We start from the raw sequence: 17,545 nt of genomic DNA, 5'->3' as shown, positions 1-17,545 counted from the left end.
GAAGGGTTCCCTCCCCCCTTGCGGGGGAGGGTTAGGGAGAGGGGTATCACGCGGGCAGTCTCTCAGACCGGGCTTGAAAGACAGAAGCTGCGCGCCGCTACTTCGCCTTCGCATTGCGCGGCCTGCTGTCGCGCATCAGGCGGTCGATGTGCATGCGGATATGGGCGGCTTCCGCCGTGGTGTTGGCGAGCGCGATGGCGCGGTCGAAGGCGACACGGGCCTCCTCGTTGCGGCCGAGTTGCATCAGGAAGGCGCCGCGCACGCCGAAATAATGGAAATAGTTCGCCAGCCGCGGCGCCAGCGGCTCGATCATCTCGAGCGCGGCCTCGGGCCCCTGCACCTTGGAGACCGCAACCGCGCGGTTGAGCGTGATCACCGGCGACGGCTGCATGAGCTCGAGCGCGCCATAGAGCAGATCGATCTGGGTCCAGTCGGTATCCTCGGGCTTCTCCGCGCGGGCATGCAGCGCTGCGATCGCGGCCTGCACCTGATAGGGTCCGCTCTGGCGATGGCGCATGGCCTTATCGATCAGGGCGAGGCCCTCCGCGATCAGCTTCTGATTCCACAGGCTGCGATCCTGGTCGTCGAGCAGGATCACCTGGCCGTCCGCATCGAAGCGCGCGGCGGCGCGGGCGTGCTGCAACAACAACAGCGCGGTCAGCCCCATGATTTCCGGCTCGCTCTGGAACAGCCGCAGCAGCAGGCGGGCGAGCCTGATCGCCTCCTCGCACAGCGGCGAGCGGATCTCCGCGGTGTCGCCGCTCGCCGAATAACCCTCGTTGAAGATCAGGTAGATCATCGCGGCGACCGAGGCGAGCCGCTCGCTGCGCTCGACCGCGCCCGGCGTCTCGAACGGCACGTTGGCATCGGCGACGCGCGCCTTGGCCCGGGTGATGCGCTGCTCCATCGCGGCTTCCGAGACCAGGAAGGCGCGCGCGATCTGCTTGACCGTGAGGCCGGAGACGATGCGCAGCGCCAGCGCGATCTGCTGCGTCGCCGGCAGGTCCTTGTGGCAGCAGATGAACAACAGCCGCAGGATGTCGTCGCGGTAGTGCGAGCCGTCGAGCCGTTCGGCGATCTCCTCCTCGGCGTCATCGAGATCGGAGATCGACCGGTCGTCGTCCGGCAGCGCCTCCTGCTTCTTGCTGCGCCTGATATCGTCGATCGCGACATTGCGGCCGACCATGATCAGCCACGCCGCGGGATCGCGCGGCGGGCCGTTCTGCGGCCAGCTCTTCAGCGCGCGCAAGCAGGCGTTCTGGAAGGCCTCCTCGGCGGTATCGAGATTGCGGAAGTAGCGCAGCAGCGCGCCGACCGCCTGGGGACGCGCCGATGTCAGCGCGGCGTCGATCCAGGCGGTATCGGTCACGCTCACGGCTTTGCGCTCCCCGGCGTGAAGTGGCCGACCGGGCGGATCTCATAGGTGCCGCCGGGATTGGCCTCGCCGAGGTCGCGCGCGATGTCGAGCACCTCGTCGAGGTTCTTGGCATCGACCAGGTAGAAGCCGAGCAATTGTTCCTTGGTTTCGGCGAACGGGCCGTCGAGCACCAGCGGCGGGTTTTCCTTGCGCAGCGTGGTGGCGGCGGTGGTCGGCAACAGCCGGGCCACCGGTCCGAGCTTGCCCTCCCTGGCGAGCTTGTCCTGCACGACGGACAGTTTCTGCATGACCGAGGCGTCGTGTTCCTTGCTCCAGGAACCGACCAGGTCTTCGTCATGATAGCAGAGGATCGCGTACAGCATCGAAAAGGCATCTCCGTTCATTGCAAGAACGAACGATTATGCCCGCTGCCGACAGGCGGCGCGAAAAGAATTTTGAGCGGCGAGGCAGGTCCATCGCCGCGACGGCAATTGCTACCAGTAGACGCCGTAGCGGGCGGCAATCCGGCGCGCCTTGGCTTCGTCGCTCTCGCGGTGGCGGACGCCGCTGTTCTGCACCGGACGCGACCGCCGGGGCGTCGACGCCTGAACCTGCGAGGGGGCCGGCTGTGCCTCGGCCTGTGCCGGTGCAACGGCTGCTTGCGTTTGCGCTGGCGCATCCGCCGCCGCGAGCACGAGGCCGCGGTTCTGGCCGGCATCGGCGGTGACGGCGGAGGCAAGCACGAAAGCCGAGATCAGGATCAGTTTGCGCATGGAAGTTCTCCCCTGTTGATGGCAGGAGGTTAGGGCGCGGGCCAGGCTCGCTCTGTGACTTATATCACATTGATTTTGGAGGTATCTGGATGGGTAAGGGCGCGCTCGCGCTGCTGATCAATGGCGGCTCGGAAAACTGGTCGTCGGCGCGCTGGAAGGCGCGGTTCGACACGGTCTGCCCGGACCGACCCGTGGTGCTGCTGCCGGACCCGGCGCTGGACCCCGCCGAGGTGCACTATGCCGCGGTGTGGAAGCCGAAGCCGGGCGAACTCGCGGCGTTCGAGAACCTGCGCGTCATCTTCAACCTCGGCGCCGGCGTCGACGCGCTGATGGCCGACCGCTCGTTGCCCGACGTGCCGCTGGTGCGGGTCTCGGTGTCCGACCTCACCAGCCGCATGACCGAATATGTCGTGCTGCATGTGCTGATGCATCACCGCCAGGAGCTTTATCTGCGCGAGTCGCAGCGGCAGAAGCGCTGGGCGCCGGACTATCAATGGGCGGCCAATGCCATCACGGTCGGCGTGATGGGGCTCGGCACGCTCGGCGCGGCCTCGGCGCAGGCGCTCCGCGCGCTCGGCTTCCGCGTCGTCGGCTGGAGCCGCAGCGAGAAGCGGATCGACGGCATCGCCTGCTTCCATGGCACCGCGGGGCTCGACGCATTCCTGCGCGAGACCAACATCCTGGTCTGCCTGCTGCCGCTGACGCCGGACACCCGCCATGTGCTGAACCGCGATGCGTTCGCGAAACTGAACCGCGACAGCCCGCTCGGCGCGCCCGTGATCATCAATGCCGGCCGCGGCGGCTTGCAGAACGAGGCCGACATCCTGCGCGCGCTCGACGATGGCACGCTGGGCGCCGCCTCGCTCGACGTCTACGAGACCGAACCGTTGCCGCAGGACAGCCCGTTCTGGAGCCACCCGAAGGTGGTGCTGACCCCGCACAACGCCGCCGACACCGATGCCGACGAGATCTCGAAATACGTCGCGCAGCAAATCGCGCGCTTCGAGCAAGGTGGTGAGTTGGAGAACGTGGTCGACCGCAAGCGGGGGTATTAGGGCCTAACGGGGCGTGTCAAGGCAATGTCGTCGCGGGCAAGCGAAGCGCGACCCGGACCCATAACCACCGACGTTCGTGATCAAGAAAGCTGGGGCCCCGGCTTGCCGCAGCAACGACAAGCCGTGGTTATGGGTCCCGGCCTTCGCCGGGACGACAGGTGGAGAGGCCACGGCCTCAGCCCATCTCGGCAACCACCTCGGCGAGCCGGTCGTAGGCCGGCGCGACGCCCTTGTCGATGCCGGAGTTGAGATGGCCGTCACGCGCCTCCTTGGTGGGATGGCGGATCGTGGTGGTCAGCGTGGTGGTGCCGCCGGCCTCGACGAAGGTCGAGATGACGAGATACTCCTCGCTGGTGAAGCCCGGCATCGAGAAGGTTTCGCCGAACGCCAGCCGTTCCGGCCGCACCACCTCGCGATAGGTGCCGGTGAGTTCATGCTCGATGCCCTCGGACGAGCGGAACACGAACCGATAGGCGCCGCCGACCCGCAAATCGACTTCGCACACCGGCATCGTGAGCTGCTCGCAGCCAAGCCAGCGCACCAGATATTCCGGCCTGGTCATTGCATCGAACACGAAGCGCCGCGGCGCGTCGAACTGGCGCGTCATCGCGAATTCGAAATCCGACGGGGTGGTGATCTTCAGCGTCTTATCCACGCGTGCGTCCACGTTGCTTCTCCTTGGTTACACTGGTTTTACGCTTGCGCGGCGGGGCCTTCGCGGCCTCCTCCGCCTTCATCTCCTCGAGCAATCCGTCGAGGCGGTTGAAGCTCTCGTCCCAGAAGCGGCGGAAATTCCCGAGCCAGCCGTCGACCTGCTTGAACGAGTCGGGCGCGATCCGGCACGGCCGCCACTGCGCCTCGCGCCCGCGCGAGATCAGCCCGGCATGCTCCAGCACCTTCAGATGCTTGGAGATCGCCGGCAGGCTCATGTCGAACGGCTTCGCCAGTTCCATCACCGAGGTCTCCCCGAGCGCGAGCCGCGCCAGGATCGCGCGCCGGGTCGGATCGGCCAGCGCCGCGAAGGTCGAACTGAGGGGGTCCAGCGGCATGTACTTAGCTCATCGGTTAAATAACCTTTGGGTTAAGTAAGCCCGAACACGCGCCGCGTCAACGGCCAATTTCGGCCGCTAACGCAGCCGTGCGCGAACTACGATGTGCGCGCGAAGGTGACGTGGGTGGCGTTCGGGCTCGCGACGTGTGAGACGACAGCGTAGCCGAGCGCGGGCAGATCGAGGCCGGCGAACAGATTCTCGCCGGCGCCGAGCAACACCGGCGACAGCGCCAGTTGCAATTCGTCGAGCAGGCGCGCTTGCAGGAACTGGCGCACCAGCGAGACGCCGCCGCCGACCCGGATGTCCTTGTCGCCGGCAACCGCACGCGCGCGATCGAGCGCGGCATGAATGCCATCGGTCACGAAATGGAACGTGGTGCCGCCTTCCATTTCGATGTCGGGCCGGGCGTGATGGGTCAGCACAAAGGTCGGCGTGTGATACGGCGGATTGGGGCCCCACCAGCCCTTCCAGGCATGATCGGGCCATGGCCCGCGGATCGGGCCGAACATGTTACGGCCCAGAATCCAGGCGCCGATATTTTCCATCGCTGTGCGCGCGATCTCGTCGTCGAGCCCGGTGCCGCCCCCCTCCTGGCCGAAGGTCTGGCGAAACGTCCGGGTCTGGAGGAACCAGCCGGGCAACACCATGCCGCCTTCGCCGAATGGATTTTCGCGGCTCTGACGCGGCGCCGCGCCAAATCCGTCGATCGAGATCGAAAACGCCGAAATCCTGACTTTTCCCATGATTTTCTGCTTCCGTGAGTGAGGGCAACTTACGGAAGACGGGCCGGAAAACCAGCGGCCGACATTTGCCGCCGAAGAAATTTGCCGCTTCTATTTGGCCCCGCACAGCACATCGAGGGCGCCCTTCACGATCGCCTCGAGCTCCTTGCGCGGCACGCGGGCGCGGGCGCGGATCGCGATGGTGTGGATGGTGGCGGAGGCAAGATGCGCCAGCGCCGCCGGGTCCGCGCCCTCGGGCAGCTCGCCGCGCTCCCTGGCATGGCGGAAGCAGATGCCGAACGCCTTGTCGAGTTCGGTCAGGCCCTCCAGCACCATGGTGCGGATGTCAGGATCCGACACCGCCTCCGACGCTGCCGTCATCACCGTGAAGCAGCCGCGCGGACCGGACTCGCCGGACAGATAGATGTCGAGCGCGATGCGATAGATGCGCGCCAGCCGCTCGCGCAGCGGCGCATCGGCGCGGAAGATGTCGGCCATCGCGGCGCGCGCGTCGTCGCGGTAGCGCTGATAGCTCTTGATGTAGAGCTCGCGCTTGTCGCCGAACGCGCCATAGAGGCTCGGCCGGTTCATGCCGGTCGCCGCGCTGAGATCATCGAGCGAGGTCGCGGCAAAGCCGTCGCGCCGGAACAGATCGAGCGCCTTGCCGAGCGCGACATCGGGCTCATAGGCGCGCGGCCGTCCGCGCCGCTTCGGTGCGACCGGCGTCGCGATTTTGGCAGCAGATGGCGGCTTGCTATTTTTTTGTACCATTTCGCACTAAATTCCTTGACGCCGGAAATATTATCCAAGACAGTACAAAAATCAACAACGGCCAGAGACCTGCGCCGGATATCTCACGGAGGCACCCATGGACCTGTATTTCTCTCCCCTCGCCTGCTCGATGGCGACGCGTGTCGCGCTCTATGAAGCCGGCCAGCCGGCCAATTACCTCGAGGTCGATCCGAAGACCAAGCAGGTGCGCAGCGACGGCTCCGACTTCAACAAGGTCAACCCGCTCGGTCTGGTGCCGACGCTGCGCACCGACGACGGCGTGGTGCTGACCGAGAACGCGGCGATCCTGCAATATGTCGCCGACCAGTTCCCGCGCGCCGGCCTCGGTACCGCGTCGAACGCCGAGCGTTCGAAGCTGCATCAATGGCTGTGCTTCATCGGCACCGAACTGCACAAAGGCCTGTTCCTGCCGCTGCTCGACAAGAAGGCGCCGCCGGAGGCCAAGGCCTATGCGCTGGAGAAGTACGTCTCGCGGCTCGACTATGTCGAGGACCACCTGAAGGGGCGTGACTACCTGCTCGACCATTTCAGCGTCGCCGACGCCTATCTGGTCACCGTCATCAACTGGACCATGGCGACGCCGCCGATCGAGCTTTCGAAATGGCCGGCGCTGAAGGCCTATTACGAGCGGCTGCGCGCACGTCCGTCGGTGGCGAAGGCGGTGGCGGAAGAGTTCGATCTCTACAAGGCCGAGATCGCGCGCCACAGAGCTGCGGCATAGGCACGCTGCGAGGTGAAGGCTCCAAGCGCGGGGCCGTCGCCCCTTCGAGGCTCGCTCCGCTCGCACCTCAGGGTGACGGAGCGAGACCTGCGCGCTTAACTCTAAACCACGCACTCAATTTCATCACCGTCATGCTGAGGCGCGAGCGGAGCGCGCCTCGAAGCACGACGGCCCGACTTTCGCCGCTAGAACGGCTCCTGCCCCAACCCCCGCACATCGGCCGGACGCGGGCCAGGCGCGGGCCAGTGGAAGCGGCGGTCCTTCTCAGAGATCGCGATGTCGTTGATCGAGGCCTCGCGGCGGCGCATCAGGCCGTGCTCGTCGAACTCCCATTGCTCGTTGCCGTAGGAGCGAAACCAGTTGCCGGCAGCATCGTGCCATTCGTACTGGAAGCGCACCGCGATGCGGTTGCCGTCGAACGCCCAGAGGTCCTTGATCAGCCGATAATCGAGTTCCTTCTCCCATTTGCGGGTCAGGAAGGCCGTGATCGCCTCGCGGCCCTGAAACACCTCGGAGCGGTTGCGCCAGCGGCTATCCTCGGTATAGGCGCCGGCAACCCGAACGGGGTCGCGCGAATTCCAGGCATCTTCCGCCATGCGCGCCTTCTGCGCGGCGGTCTCGCGGGTGAAAGGCGGCAGCGGCGGGCGTGACATCGGCGATCCCTCGCGGTTGTTTTGTCCCGAGTAAATCTAGCGCCGCGTCCCGCAGAGTCGATGGGGCGTTCGCTATCGTCCGATAGCTAACCCAGATCGGCCTTCATCAGCGCGCGGATGGTTTTGGGAATCGGCTGCGCGCGGCCGCCGCTGATGAAGGCGACGCGGACCTGGGCCTTCACGAGCACGTCATCGCCGCGTTTGACCTCCTGCGCCAGCATGATGGAGGCGCCCTTCACCGCGATCGGCCAGGTCACGACGTCGAGCACGTCGTCCATCCGCGCCGGCTTGAGAAAGTCGAGCGTCATCGAGCGCACGACGAAGGCGAAGCCGCCGGTCTCCGCCTCGGCTTCGTCGAACAGCGCCTGCTGCTCGGCGCCCATCAGGCGCAGATGATTGGTGCGGCCGCGCTCCATGAAGCGCAGATAATTGGCGTGATAGACGATGCCCGAAAAATCGGTGTCTTCGTAATAGACGCGGACCTGCATATGATGGCGGCCGTCGCGGATCTGGCCGTCGAGAATGGGTGAGGTCACTGGCAGCCCCCGATTGCGCAAAACTTCGGGTTCGTATTGCGCAAAATCGCAGGCCGGCGCAAGCGCGGTCAGGACACCACCGGTCCCTTGCCGCCGAGCGTGACCTGAACGATTTCGGGCGGCACGCCGAGCCGGAACGGCATGATGCTGCAACCGAGGCCACCGGAGACGACGACGTCGCATTTCAGCTTGATGTGGCCATAGGCGAGCCGCATGCCGTGCTTGACCGGCACCGCCGGCGACCAGCCGAGCAGCCGGATCTGGCCGCCATGGGTGTGGCCGGACAGTTGCAGCGCGACGCGCGACGGCACGCGGAGCGCGACGTCGGGCTCGTGCGCGAGCAGGATCACCGGCGCATCGTCGGTGACTTTTGCCAGCGTCGCGTTGAGATCGTCGACGCCGATCCGCGCGACATGGCGATAGCGCCGCGCCGCCATGAAGGCGAGCTGGTCGCCGAGGCCGGCGAGCCAGAACGGGCGGTTGTCCTTGGTAAGCCGCACCGCGTCGTTCTCGTAGACCGGAATGCCGGCGCGCTCCAGCGCACGGCGCGCGACCGGCACGCCCTGCCCTAGCCGCTGCACCGTCTTGTCTTCCCAATAGTCGTGATTGCCGAGCACGGCATGCACGCCGAGCGGCGCCTTCAGGCCCTTGAGCACCGCGGCCCATTCGGACGCCGGAATGAAACGCGTGACGTGGCGCAGTCCCGCGACATAGTCGCCGAGCAGCACGATGATGTCGGGGTTCAGCGCGTTGGTGCGCTCGACGATCTCGGCAATGCGATCGAGCGACATCCAGGGATCGCAGGCGTGGATGTCGGCGAGCGCCGCGATCTTGAGCGGAAAGTCCGCCGGCCATTGCCGCGGCGACAAGTCGTAGCGTGTCAGGGTCAGGCGGACGACCGGCTCGCTCAGGCCATAGGCCGCGGTCGAGGCGGTGGCGGCGGTCAATCCGCCGGCGGTGTACAGGAAATGACGACGTGAGATCATGGACGTGCGATCGGTGATGCCTGATCCATGATAGGCCCTTTGATTGGAGCGAAATTGGGCCGCGTTTGTGCAGACGGCCTGCAGACATTTCGCAATGGTTAGCGGGCAAGCTTACCGGTCGCGCGACGCGCTGCGTCAACACGACTTTTCACGTGTTCGGGAGCGCGTCTTGCTTGAGCATGATCTGCGGCGGAAAACCGCTCCGCGCTTCAATCTTCATCGCCATCGTTGCCGAACAGGCCGAACTGCGACGGATCGCGGTTCGGTTCGGCGAGGCCGAGATGGCGGAAAGCGTGCGTGGTCAGCAGGCGGCCGCGCGGCGTGCGTTGCAGATAACCGCACTGGATCAGATAGGGCTCGATGATGTCCTCGATCGCATCGCGCGGCTCGGACAGCGCCGCCGCCATGGTCTCGACGCCGACCGGGCCGCCGCCATAGTTCAGGGCGATGGTGGTGAGATAGCGACGATCCATCGCATCGAGCCCGGCGCTGTCGACCTCGAGCGCGCTCAGCGCCCGGTCGGCGATACCGCGATCGACGGAATCGGCGTCGGCTGCGGAGGCGAAGTCGCGCACCCGGCGCAGCAGGCGGCCGGCGATGCGCGGCGTGCCGCGGGCGCGGCGCGCGATCTCGTTGGCGCCGTCCGGGCTCATGCCGATGTTGAGCACGCGGGCGCCACGGGTGACGATCTTCTCCAGCTCTTCGATGGTGTAGAAATTGAGCCGCACCGGAATGCCGAAACGGTCGCGCAGCGGATTGGTGAGCAGGCCGGCGCGCGTCGTCGCGCCGACCAGGGTGAATTTCGACAGCTCGATCTTCACCGAGCGTGCCGCGGGACCTTCGCCGATGATCAGGTCGAGCTGGAAATCCTCCATCGCGGGATAGAGCACTTCTTCCACGGCCGGGCTCAGGCGATGGATCTCGTCGATGAACAGCACGTCGCGCTCTTCCAGATTGGTGAGCAGCGCCGCGAGATCGCCGGCCTTCGCGATCACCGGACCGGAGGTGGCACGGAAGCCGACGCCGAGTTCGCGCGCGACGATCTGCGCCAGCGTGGTCTTGCCGAGGCCGGGAGGTCCGACGAACAGCACGTGATCGAGCGCCTCGCCGCGCTTCTTGGCCGCCTCGATGAAGATCGAGAGATTCTTGCGCGCCTGGGCCTGGCCGACGAACTCCGTCAGCGACTGCGGACGCAGCGCGGTGTCACCAACATCGTCGGAGCGACGCTCGGGCGTGACCATGCGGGGCGGCGTACTCACTTCGACAATTCCTTCAGGCCCAGCCGGATCAGTTGCGCGGTCTCGGCCTTCTCACCGGCACTGCGTGAGGCGGCGGCGATGGCGGCGGCGGCCTGCGGCTGGCCGTAGCCGAGATTGACCAGCGCGGAGATCGCGTCCGTCACCGGGCGCGGCGCACGGTTGTTGTCGATCGCGCCGGAGAGCTGCACCACCGCGGGGTCGACATCGGCAAAGCCCGGCGCCTTGTCCTTCAATTCGCTGACGATGCGTTCGGCGACCTTCGGCCCGACGCCCGGGGTGCGGGCGACCGCCGCCTTGTCGCGCAACGCGATCGCGTTGGCGAGATCGGTCGGCGGCAGCGTGCCGAGCACCGCAAGCGCGACCTTGGCGCCGACGCCCTGCACGGTTTGCAACAGGCGAAACCATTCGCGCTCGTGATCGCTGCGGAAGCCGAACAGCTTGATCGCGTCCTCACGGACATAAGTCTCGATCGAGAGCACGGCCGCGCCGCCCGGCTGTGGCAACGCCTGCAACGTGCGGCTGGCGCAATGCACCTGATAACCGACGCCGCCGACGTCGAGGATCACATAGTCCTCGCCATAGGAATCGATCAGGCCCTTGAGCTTGCCGATCATGAGGGCAACCCGGATTCGGTAAGGGAGGCATTAGCGGAGGGGTTCCCTCCCCCCTTGCGGAGGAGGGTTAGGGAGAGGGGTACCACACGACGTGCTCTCTCAATTTTCATTTCGACGACAGGTAGCCGATTTTGCGCGGGGCAAGCGCTCATCGAACATCTCGCCCGGGGCTTACCCCTCTCCCCAACCCTCCCCCGCAAGGGGGGAGGGAGCCTGACAAGCGTGCTCACCTCACATTGCGCAGGCTTGCAACCGCCGATCATAGGTTTGCCACCTTCAGCCGGAGCGCGGCGCTCTGGCGGTGATGGGCGTGGGTGATCGCGATCGCGAGCGCGTCGGCGGCATCGGCGGACGGCGGCTCGGCCTTCGGCAGCAGGATCTTCAGCATCACCTGGATCTGGTTCTTCTCGGCGTGACCGGCACCGACCACGGTCTTCTTGACCTGGTTCGGCGCGTATTCGGCGACCGAAATACCGAACATTGCGGGCGCCAGCATGGCGACGCCGCGTGCCTGGCCGAGTTTCAGGGTCGCGACGCCGTCCTTGTTGACGAAGGTCTGCTCGACCGCGGCTTCCATCGGCTTGAAGTCGCCGAGCACGGCGGCAAGCCCCTCATGGATCGCCAGCAGCCGGCTCGCCAGCGGCAGATTGTCCGGCGGCTCGACCGAACCGCAGCCGACATAGACCAGACGGTTACCCTCGGTCTCGATCACGCCCCAGCCGGTGCGGCGGAGGCCCGGATCGATACCGATGATGCGGACGGGAGAGCGAATCGGCTGGGCTGTCATGCGGTAGTGATACCGCCTAGCCTGCGAGAACGAAACACAAACGGAAGACCATCCCCGCCTGTGTCGCGGTAGGCCTCGCTCATCATCCCGGCCTCGCTCGTCATCCCTCCGCGAAAGCGGGGGATCCAGTACGCCGCGGCCTATCGGCTCAAGCACTGCTGTCTCTGGAATACTGGATCGCCGGTCGAGCCGGGCGACGACAACAGAACAGGTGACTCAGCCGCCCATCTTGGCGATCAGCGCGTCCGACACCTCGAAATTGGCGAACACGTTCTGCACGTCGTCGTGTTCGTTGAGCAGGTCCATCAGCTTCAACAGCTTTTCGCCGGTCTCGTCGTCGACCGAGATGGTGTTCTGCGGCTTCCAGGTCAGCGCCGCCTTGCGCGGCTCGCCGAACTTGGCCTCCAGCGCCTTGGCCACTTCGCGGAAGGTGTCCTGCGAGGCATAGACCTCGTGGCTGGTCTCGCTGGAGACCACGTCGTCGGCGCCGGCCTCGATCGCGGCGTCCAGCATGGCGTCGTCGGAAGCGACCTTGGCGTCGTATTCGATGATGCCGGTGCGGTCGAACATGAAGGCGACCGAGCCGGTTTCGCCGAGATTACCGCCGGACTTGGTGAAGAACGAGCGGATGTCGGAGGCGGCGCGGTTGCGGTTGTCGGTCAGCGCCTCGACGATGACGGCGACACCGCCGGGGCCATAGCCCTCGTAGCGGATCTCGTCATAGTTCTCGCCCTCATTGCCGGCGGCCTTCTTGATCGCACGGTCGATATTGTCCTTGGGCATGTTCTCCGCGCGGGCCGCGACCACGGCGGCACGCAGCCGCGGGTTCATCGCCGGATCAGGGGTGCCGAGCTTGGCCGCCACGGTGATTTCGCGGGCCAGCTTGCCGAAAAGCTTCGACTTCTGGGCATCCTGCCGGCCCTTGCGGTGCATGATGTTCTTGAATTGGGAATGGCCGGCCATGCGACGTCTCTTCGAGGCTTAGGGTCTGAACGAGGGTGGAAAACGCGGCCTTATAGGCCCCTCACGGTCAAAATCAAAGGATCGGCGGGGCCCTCCGGCAAACGAATACTACCGCATGCCGGAATATGAGGCACTTGTTAACCATGACTTGCGAGGATCGCGCGTCCCGCCGCAACTTTCCAAGAGCCCCCCAATGGCGTTCGGTTTGTTTCGAAAGCAAGTGCCGGAGCCGGCTGCGCCTGCCGTCGGGCCGCAAGTTCCGGCCGCGGCTCCCGAAACCTCTGCCGAGGCTGATTCGGCCAAGGATTCGTCCAAGGAAATCCTCGAACTGCTGGAACTCGAGCTCGGCGCGATGATCCGGCAGCTCGAGCGTGCCGCGAGCTCGGTCGCCGACGGCGCCGAGGCGACGGCTGCCAAGCTCGCGACCATCCGTGCCCGCACCGACGCGCTGACCGGCCGCAGCAGCGACGCGCAGAGCACCGCGACGACGTTCTCCGAGGCCGCCGACCGCTTCACCCATTCCGCCGAAGGCATCGGCGCGCAGGTGCGCAGCGCCAGCCAGCTCGCCGACGACGCCGCGACCGCGGCGCGCGAGGCGACCGCCAATGTCGACCGCTTGCGCGAGTCCTCGGCCGCGATCGGCAATGTCGTCAATCTGATCGCGCAGATCGCGCGGCAGACCACGCTGCTGGCGCTCAACTCGACGATCGAGGCGGCGCGCGCCGGCGCCGCCGGCAAGGGCTTTGCGGTGGTCGCCACCGAGGTCAAGGCATTGGCGGTGCAGACCCAGAACGCGACCGAGGAGATCACCAGGAAGATCGAGGCGTTGCAGAAGGACGCCACCGGATCGGCGGATGCCGTCCACCGCATCTCGCAAGCGATCGAAAAGATTCGCCCGGTGTTCGAGAACGTCAACGGCGCAGTCGCCGAGCAGAACCAGATCACCGGCGAGATCGGCCAGAACGCGGCCTCCGCCTCCAGCTTCATCGTCTCGGTCGGCACCAGCGCCGGCGAGATCGACAGTGCGACCCGCGAAGCCGCCGCGCATGGCGACAGCGTCGCCACGGCCGGCAAGGCCGTTACCGGCTTCGCCCAGAAACTGAAAGCGCGCTGTGCGGTACTGTTGCGCCAGAACGAACGCGGCGATCCGCGCAGGAACGAGCGCCTGCCCTGCAGCCTCGGCATCGAGATCACGACCGCGCGCGGCATCGTCACCGCGCCGGTCTACGAGATCGCGATGGACGGCATCCTGATTGGCGGGCCCGACGTCGGGAAGCTGCCGGCCCATGAGACCTTGAGCGCGACCTTGCAGGATGTCGGCACGTGCCGGATCAGGATCGGCGAGCGCACCAAGGCAGGCAGCCAGGCCCGCTTCGAAGCGGCAAGCGCCGAGCTGCGCGAAAAGATCGAAGACCGGATGTGGGCGATTCACGAGGAGAACACCGAGTTCGTCACCCGCGCGATGGAGGCCGGTCACGCGCTGAGCAAGATCTTCGAGAACGGACTGGCAAGCGGCGCGATTGCGATCGCTGACATCTTCGATACCGACTATGTCGAGATCGCCGGCACCAACCCGGTGCAGCATCGGACCAGGATGCTGGACTGGGCGGAGCGCACGCTGCCGGCGTTCCAGGAGGCGTTCCTCGCCAAGGATCCGCGGATGGCGTTTTGCGTCGCGATCGACCAGAACGGCTATCTGCCGGTCCACAACAAGGTCTACTCGCAGCCGCAGCGGCCGGGTGACGTCGCCTTCAACACCGCCAACAGCCGCAACCGCCGCATCTTCAACGATGCAGCCGGCCTTGCCGCCGGCCGCAACCAGCGCGCTTATCTGATCCAGACCTATGCGCGCGACATGGGCAACGGCAACACCGTGATGATGCGCGAGATCGACGTGCCGATCCGGGTGCGCGGCCGGCACTGGGGCGGCTTCCGCACCGCCTACAAGCTCTGAGCGGGCACGCGTGCGCGCTCAGGCAAGACCGGCGGCGCGAATCACGTCTTAGTCTTGGGATGGGAATGCTGTGGCCGCACGACGGCCGCGGCGATGGAAGGATCCGCCAACATGTCGGCCGCGCAGCTCGCAGTGCTGGACACGTCATCGAACCGGACGCTGGCCGAACGGCTCGTTGACCAGCTTGCCGACCGCATCGGCGGCCTCGGCGTCGAACTCGCCGACATCGCCGGCAATGTCCAGGAAGTCGCCAACCGCGTCACCAACCAGTCGGAGCGATTCCATCATTTGCAGGCCACCGCCGAGACCATGGTCTCGGCCAATCACGACATCGCCAACGCATCGCAGGCAGTGCAATCGACCGCATCCGCCGCGGTCGGCCAGATCGCCGAGTCGCGCGACGTGGTCGAGACGGCGGTGGGCCACATCGCTGAACTCGTCGCGGCGGTCGGCCGGATCGAGACCCGGCTCGCCGCGGTCGGCTCCGCGTTGAGCCAGGTCGCCAAGGTCTCCGGCTCGATCGAGGCGATCGCCAAGCAGACCAATCTGCTGGCACTCAACGCCACCATCGAGGCGGCGCGCGCCGGCACCGCCGGCCGCGGTTTTGCGGTGGTCGCAAGCGAGGTGAAAAACCTCGCCGAGGCGACCCGCCAGGCGACGCATCAGATTTCCGACACCGTACGCGATCTCGACGGCCAGATCGGCAGCCTGATCGGCGAGAGCAGCGACGCCTCGCTGCGCGCCAGGAACGCCAGCCAAGGCGCCCGGCAGATCTCGGGCATCATCAGCCGCGTGCAGCAAGGCTTTTCATCGGTCGGCGCCGAGATCGGCAGCGTGGCGCGCGCCGCGACCTCCAATCTCGGGCATTGCGACAGCGTGATCGCGGAGCTGAACGAACTCGCCAAGGGCGTCGATCTGTCCTCGCGCGACCTCAAGCACGCCGACGCGCGGGTCGCGAAACTGCTCGAGCTCTCCGAAAGCCTGATCGTGACCATCGCCGACAGCGGCGTGGAGACCGGCGATACGCCGCTGATCCGCGTCGTGATCGAGACCGCGAAACGGATTTCCGAGCTGTTCGAGCAGGCCGTCGCGCATGGCGAGATCACGCTGGCGCAATTGATGGACGAGAACTATCGCGAGATCGCCGGCAGCAATCCGAAGCAATATCTGACCGACTATGTCGGCTTCACCGACCGCGTGCTGCCGGCGATCCAGGACCCGATCCAGAAGACCGACCCGCGCATCGTGTTCTGCGTCGCCTGGGCGCGCAGCGGCTATCTGCCGACCCACAATCCGAACTACCGGCTGCCGCAGGGGCCGGACCTGGTCTGGAACAACGCCAACTGCCGCAACCGCCGCCTGTTCAACGACCGCGCGGTGAGCAAAGTCGCGGCGAACACAAAACCGTTCCTGTTGCAGACTTATCGCCGCGACATGGGCGGCGGCAATTTCGTCTTGATGAAGGACCTGTCGTCGCCGATCACCGTGCGCGGCCGCCATTGGGGCGCGTTCCGGATGGGTTTTAGACAGGGTTGACTACTCGGGCAGCCCGGCGTCGCGCAGCGCCGCGCCGATCTGGTCACGCAGTTCGGCGCCGCGCACCGGAAACGCTTCGCTGACATGCGAGGTGCGGAAGCCCGGATGGATCCGCAACAGCCGCCCGATCGCCTTGCGCGCCTCGTCGGTCCGGCCGGCGCGGATCGCGTTGATGATGAAGGCGCCCAATGAATGCGCGTTGGTGTTGAAGCGCAGCGATCGCCGCGCGGCCTCGCAGCCCTCCTCGAAACGTCCCAGCCAGAAGTAGGCATGCGAGGTCCCGATCCAGGCGCTGATCCGCAGCGGATCGAGCGGGCTGAGCCGCATCATGTGCTCAAAGCTCCCGATCGCGCGTTCCGTATCGCCGCACATCAGCGCGACCCAGCCGCGCGAATACCAGGCGAAGCCGAGATTGGGATTGAGCGCGATCGCTTCCTCGACCATCGACGAGCCGAGGTCGTAATCGTGTCCGAGATAGGTCAGCACATGGCCCGCGGTCGACTGCACGAAGGCATCCTCCTCGCCGAGCCGCGAGGCCAGCCGCGCATGCCTGATCGCCTCGAGCCGCTCCGGGCCGTCGAGCGGTGAGCCGCTGGTGGCCTGCCGGGCCATCCAGCTCCACGCCAGGATCGCATGCGCCGCGGCGAACTGCGGATCGAGCGCAATCGCCTGCTTGAACAGCTCGTAGGCGTCGCTCAGCGATGCGCGCTGGTGAATCAGGGCCATGCCGCGCAGGTACAGGTCGTAGCTGTCGAGCTTTTCAGTCGGCTTGTGCCGTGCCCGCTCGAACTCGGCCTGCTCGAGCCTGGGCGCGATCAGGCCGACGACGCTCGAGGTCACCTTGTCTTGCAGACCGAAAATATCTTCGAGCTCGCCATCGAAGCGATCGGCCCAGATGTGGTTACCGGTCGCCGCCTCGATCAACTGACCGGTGATGCGGACCCGGTTGCCGGCCTTGCGCACGCTGCCTTCCAGCACGTAGCGGACGCCGAGCTCGCGGCCGACGCGCTTGATGTCGATCGCCTTGTTCTTGTAGGCAAAGCTCGAATTTCGCGCGATGACGAACAATGACTTGAACCGCGACAGCGCGGTGATGATCTCCTCCACCATGCCGTCGGCAAAGTAATCCTGCTCGCGATCCCCGCTCATGTTGTCGAACGGCAGCACCGCGATCGATGGCCGGTCCGGCAGCGCAAGCGGCTCGACTGGCACTGAGGGCAGCGTCGAGCGCTGCGAGCCGGGCTCACCGCCGATCCGGATCTGCCATACGCGCATCGGCTCGGCGATGTTTTTCAGCGACTGCGAGCCCATGTCGCCGAAGTCGATATCGACCTTGCCCCGGATTTGCCGATGGGCATCGTCCGAAATGCAAATTCCGCCGGGGTCGGCCATCCCCTCGAGCCGCGCCGCGATGTTGACGCCGTCGCCGAAGATATCGTCGCTGTCGATGATGATGTCGCCGACGTGAATGCCGATGCGGAATTCGATCCTGCGATCGGGTGGCACCGCGGCGTTGCGTTCGGTCATGCCCCGCTGCACCTCGATGGCGCAGCGCGCCGCGTCGACAGCGCTGGCGAACTCGACCAGCATCCCGTCGCCGGTGGTCTTGACGATGCGGCCCCGGCAGGCCGCGACGGTCGGATCGACCAGCGTCTGGCGGGCGCCCTTCAGGTCGCCAAGCGTCCGCTCCTCGTCGCGGCCCATCAGGCGGCTGTAGCCGGCAACATCCGCCGCCACCAAGGCCACCAAACGACGTTCGACGCGCTCGGACAACGCAATCTCCGG

The 17,545-nt window shown here is 66.3% G+C and carries 19 protein-coding genes; 4 read left to right on the top strand and 15 right to left on the bottom strand.

What is annotated here, in order from left to right; genetic code table 11:
* Positions 1-97 precede the first annotated feature (97 nt).
* From B2W55_RS03300 to B2W55_RS03290, 3 genes are all read right to left on the bottom strand, one after another.
* Entirely contained in the window at positions 98-1,375 is a 1,278-nt protein-coding gene (locus B2W55_RS03300) for an RNA polymerase sigma factor (RefSeq protein WP_024579191.1), read from the bottom strand.
* Entirely contained in the window at positions 1,372-1,740 is a 369-nt protein-coding gene (locus B2W55_RS03295) for a YciI family protein (RefSeq protein ID WP_024579192.1), read from the bottom strand. The genes B2W55_RS03300 and B2W55_RS03295 overlap by 4 nt, the downstream gene beginning before the upstream one ends.
* A 111-nt stretch (positions 1,741-1,851) precedes the next feature.
* Positions 1,852-2,130, bottom strand: a complete 279-nt coding sequence (locus tag B2W55_RS03290) for a hypothetical protein (protein WP_024579193.1) — start codon at positions 2,128-2,130, stop codon at positions 1,852-1,854.
* An 89-nt stretch (positions 2,131-2,219) separates the two neighbouring features.
* Between B2W55_RS03290 and B2W55_RS03285 the strand changes: the two genes are divergently transcribed.
* The gene (locus tag B2W55_RS03285; protein WP_024579194.1) at positions 2,220-3,185 is read left to right on the top strand and encodes a 2-hydroxyacid dehydrogenase; all 966 of its coding nucleotides are present in this window, start codon (positions 2,220-2,222) and stop codon (positions 3,183-3,185) included.
* Between the two features lie 175 nt (positions 3,186-3,360).
* Here the strand turns inward: B2W55_RS03285 and B2W55_RS03280 are convergent, their stop codons facing one another.
* From B2W55_RS03280 to B2W55_RS03265, 4 genes are all read right to left on the bottom strand, one after another.
* On the bottom strand, positions 3,361-3,852 hold the full coding sequence (locus tag B2W55_RS03280; RefSeq protein ID WP_200894399.1) for an SRPBCC domain-containing protein: 492 nt from the start codon (positions 3,850-3,852) through the stop codon (positions 3,361-3,363).
* Positions 3,833-4,234 (bottom strand): ArsR/SmtB family transcription factor, encoded by a 402-nt coding sequence (locus tag B2W55_RS03275; RefSeq protein WP_024579196.1) that lies wholly within the window; start codon positions 4,232-4,234, stop codon positions 3,833-3,835. Before B2W55_RS03275 ends, B2W55_RS03280 begins: the two co-directional genes overlap by 20 nt.
* A gap of 98 nt (positions 4,235-4,332) precedes the next feature.
* The gene (locus B2W55_RS03270) at positions 4,333-4,980 is read right to left on the bottom strand and encodes a dihydrofolate reductase family protein (RefSeq protein WP_024579197.1); all 648 of its coding nucleotides are present in this window, start codon (positions 4,978-4,980) and stop codon (positions 4,333-4,335) included.
* Between the two features lie 90 nt (positions 4,981-5,070).
* Complete coding sequence (locus tag B2W55_RS03265) at positions 5,071-5,730, bottom strand: TetR/AcrR family transcriptional regulator (RefSeq protein ID WP_024579198.1); 660 nt, start codon at positions 5,728-5,730, stop codon at positions 5,071-5,073.
* 97 nt (positions 5,731-5,827) lie between these two features.
* Here B2W55_RS03265 and B2W55_RS03260 point away from each other — a divergent pair, with 97 nt between their 5' ends.
* Positions 5,828-6,472: a glutathione binding-like protein gene (locus B2W55_RS03260; protein ID WP_024579199.1), complete on the top strand. Its 645-nt coding sequence runs from the start codon at positions 5,828-5,830 to the stop codon at positions 6,470-6,472.
* Between the two features lie 185 nt (positions 6,473-6,657).
* Here the strand turns inward: B2W55_RS03260 and B2W55_RS03255 are convergent, their stop codons facing one another.
* The 7 genes from B2W55_RS03255 to B2W55_RS03225 form a co-directional block, all read right to left on the bottom strand.
* Positions 6,658-7,125: a DUF1348 family protein gene (locus B2W55_RS03255; RefSeq protein WP_024579200.1), complete on the bottom strand. Its 468-nt coding sequence runs from the start codon at positions 7,123-7,125 to the stop codon at positions 6,658-6,660.
* 86 nt (positions 7,126-7,211) lie between these two features.
* A complete protein-coding gene (ybgC, locus tag B2W55_RS03250) occupies positions 7,212-7,661 on the bottom strand; it encodes a tol-pal system-associated acyl-CoA thioesterase (RefSeq protein ID WP_024579201.1) in 450 nt (149 codons plus the stop codon).
* A gap of 68 nt (positions 7,662-7,729) precedes the next feature.
* Positions 7,730-8,647, bottom strand: a complete 918-nt coding sequence (locus tag B2W55_RS03245; protein WP_024579202.1) for a metallophosphoesterase — start codon at positions 8,645-8,647, stop codon at positions 7,730-7,732.
* A 209-nt stretch (positions 8,648-8,856) separates the two neighbouring features.
* A complete protein-coding gene (gene ruvB / locus B2W55_RS03240; RefSeq protein ID WP_024579203.1) occupies positions 8,857-9,906 on the bottom strand; it encodes a Holliday junction branch migration DNA helicase RuvB in 1,050 nt (349 codons plus the stop codon).
* Entirely contained in the window at positions 9,903-10,520 is a 618-nt protein-coding gene (gene ruvA, locus B2W55_RS03235; protein WP_024579204.1) for a Holliday junction branch migration protein RuvA, read from the bottom strand. Before ruvA ends, ruvB begins: the two co-directional genes overlap by 4 nt.
* Before the next feature lie 259 nt (positions 10,521-10,779).
* Complete coding sequence (gene ruvC, locus B2W55_RS03230) at positions 10,780-11,307, bottom strand: crossover junction endodeoxyribonuclease RuvC (protein ID WP_024579205.1); 528 nt, start codon at positions 11,305-11,307, stop codon at positions 10,780-10,782.
* A gap of 216 nt (positions 11,308-11,523) precedes the next feature.
* Positions 11,524-12,270 (bottom strand): YebC/PmpR family DNA-binding transcriptional regulator, encoded by a 747-nt coding sequence (locus B2W55_RS03225; RefSeq protein WP_024579206.1) that lies wholly within the window; start codon positions 12,268-12,270, stop codon positions 11,524-11,526.
* Positions 12,271-12,463: 193 nt separating this feature from the next.
* Between B2W55_RS03225 and B2W55_RS03220 the strand changes: the two genes are divergently transcribed.
* Positions 12,464-14,224, top strand: coding sequence for a methyl-accepting chemotaxis protein (locus tag B2W55_RS03220; protein ID WP_024579207.1), 1,761 nt, complete (start codon positions 12,464-12,466; stop codon positions 14,222-14,224).
* 111 nt (positions 14,225-14,335) lie between these two features.
* Complete coding sequence (locus tag B2W55_RS03215) at positions 14,336-15,760, top strand: methyl-accepting chemotaxis protein (protein ID WP_024579208.1); 1,425 nt, start codon at positions 14,336-14,338, stop codon at positions 15,758-15,760.
* Here B2W55_RS03215 and B2W55_RS03210 read toward each other — a convergent pair whose 3' ends face one another.
* Positions 15,761-17,533: an adenylate/guanylate cyclase domain-containing protein gene (locus B2W55_RS03210; RefSeq protein WP_024579209.1), complete on the bottom strand. Its 1,773-nt coding sequence runs from the start codon at positions 17,531-17,533 to the stop codon at positions 15,761-15,763.
* Positions 17,534-17,545 lie beyond the last annotated feature (12 nt).

The sequence above is a fragment of the Bradyrhizobium sp. UBA2491 genome (genome assembly GCF_002341725.1).
GTDB lineage: Bacteria > Pseudomonadota > Alphaproteobacteria > Rhizobiales > Xanthobacteraceae > Bradyrhizobium.
Note: the sequence above shows the minus strand (reverse complement) of the source record. Positions and strands in the feature narration are given on the sequence as shown.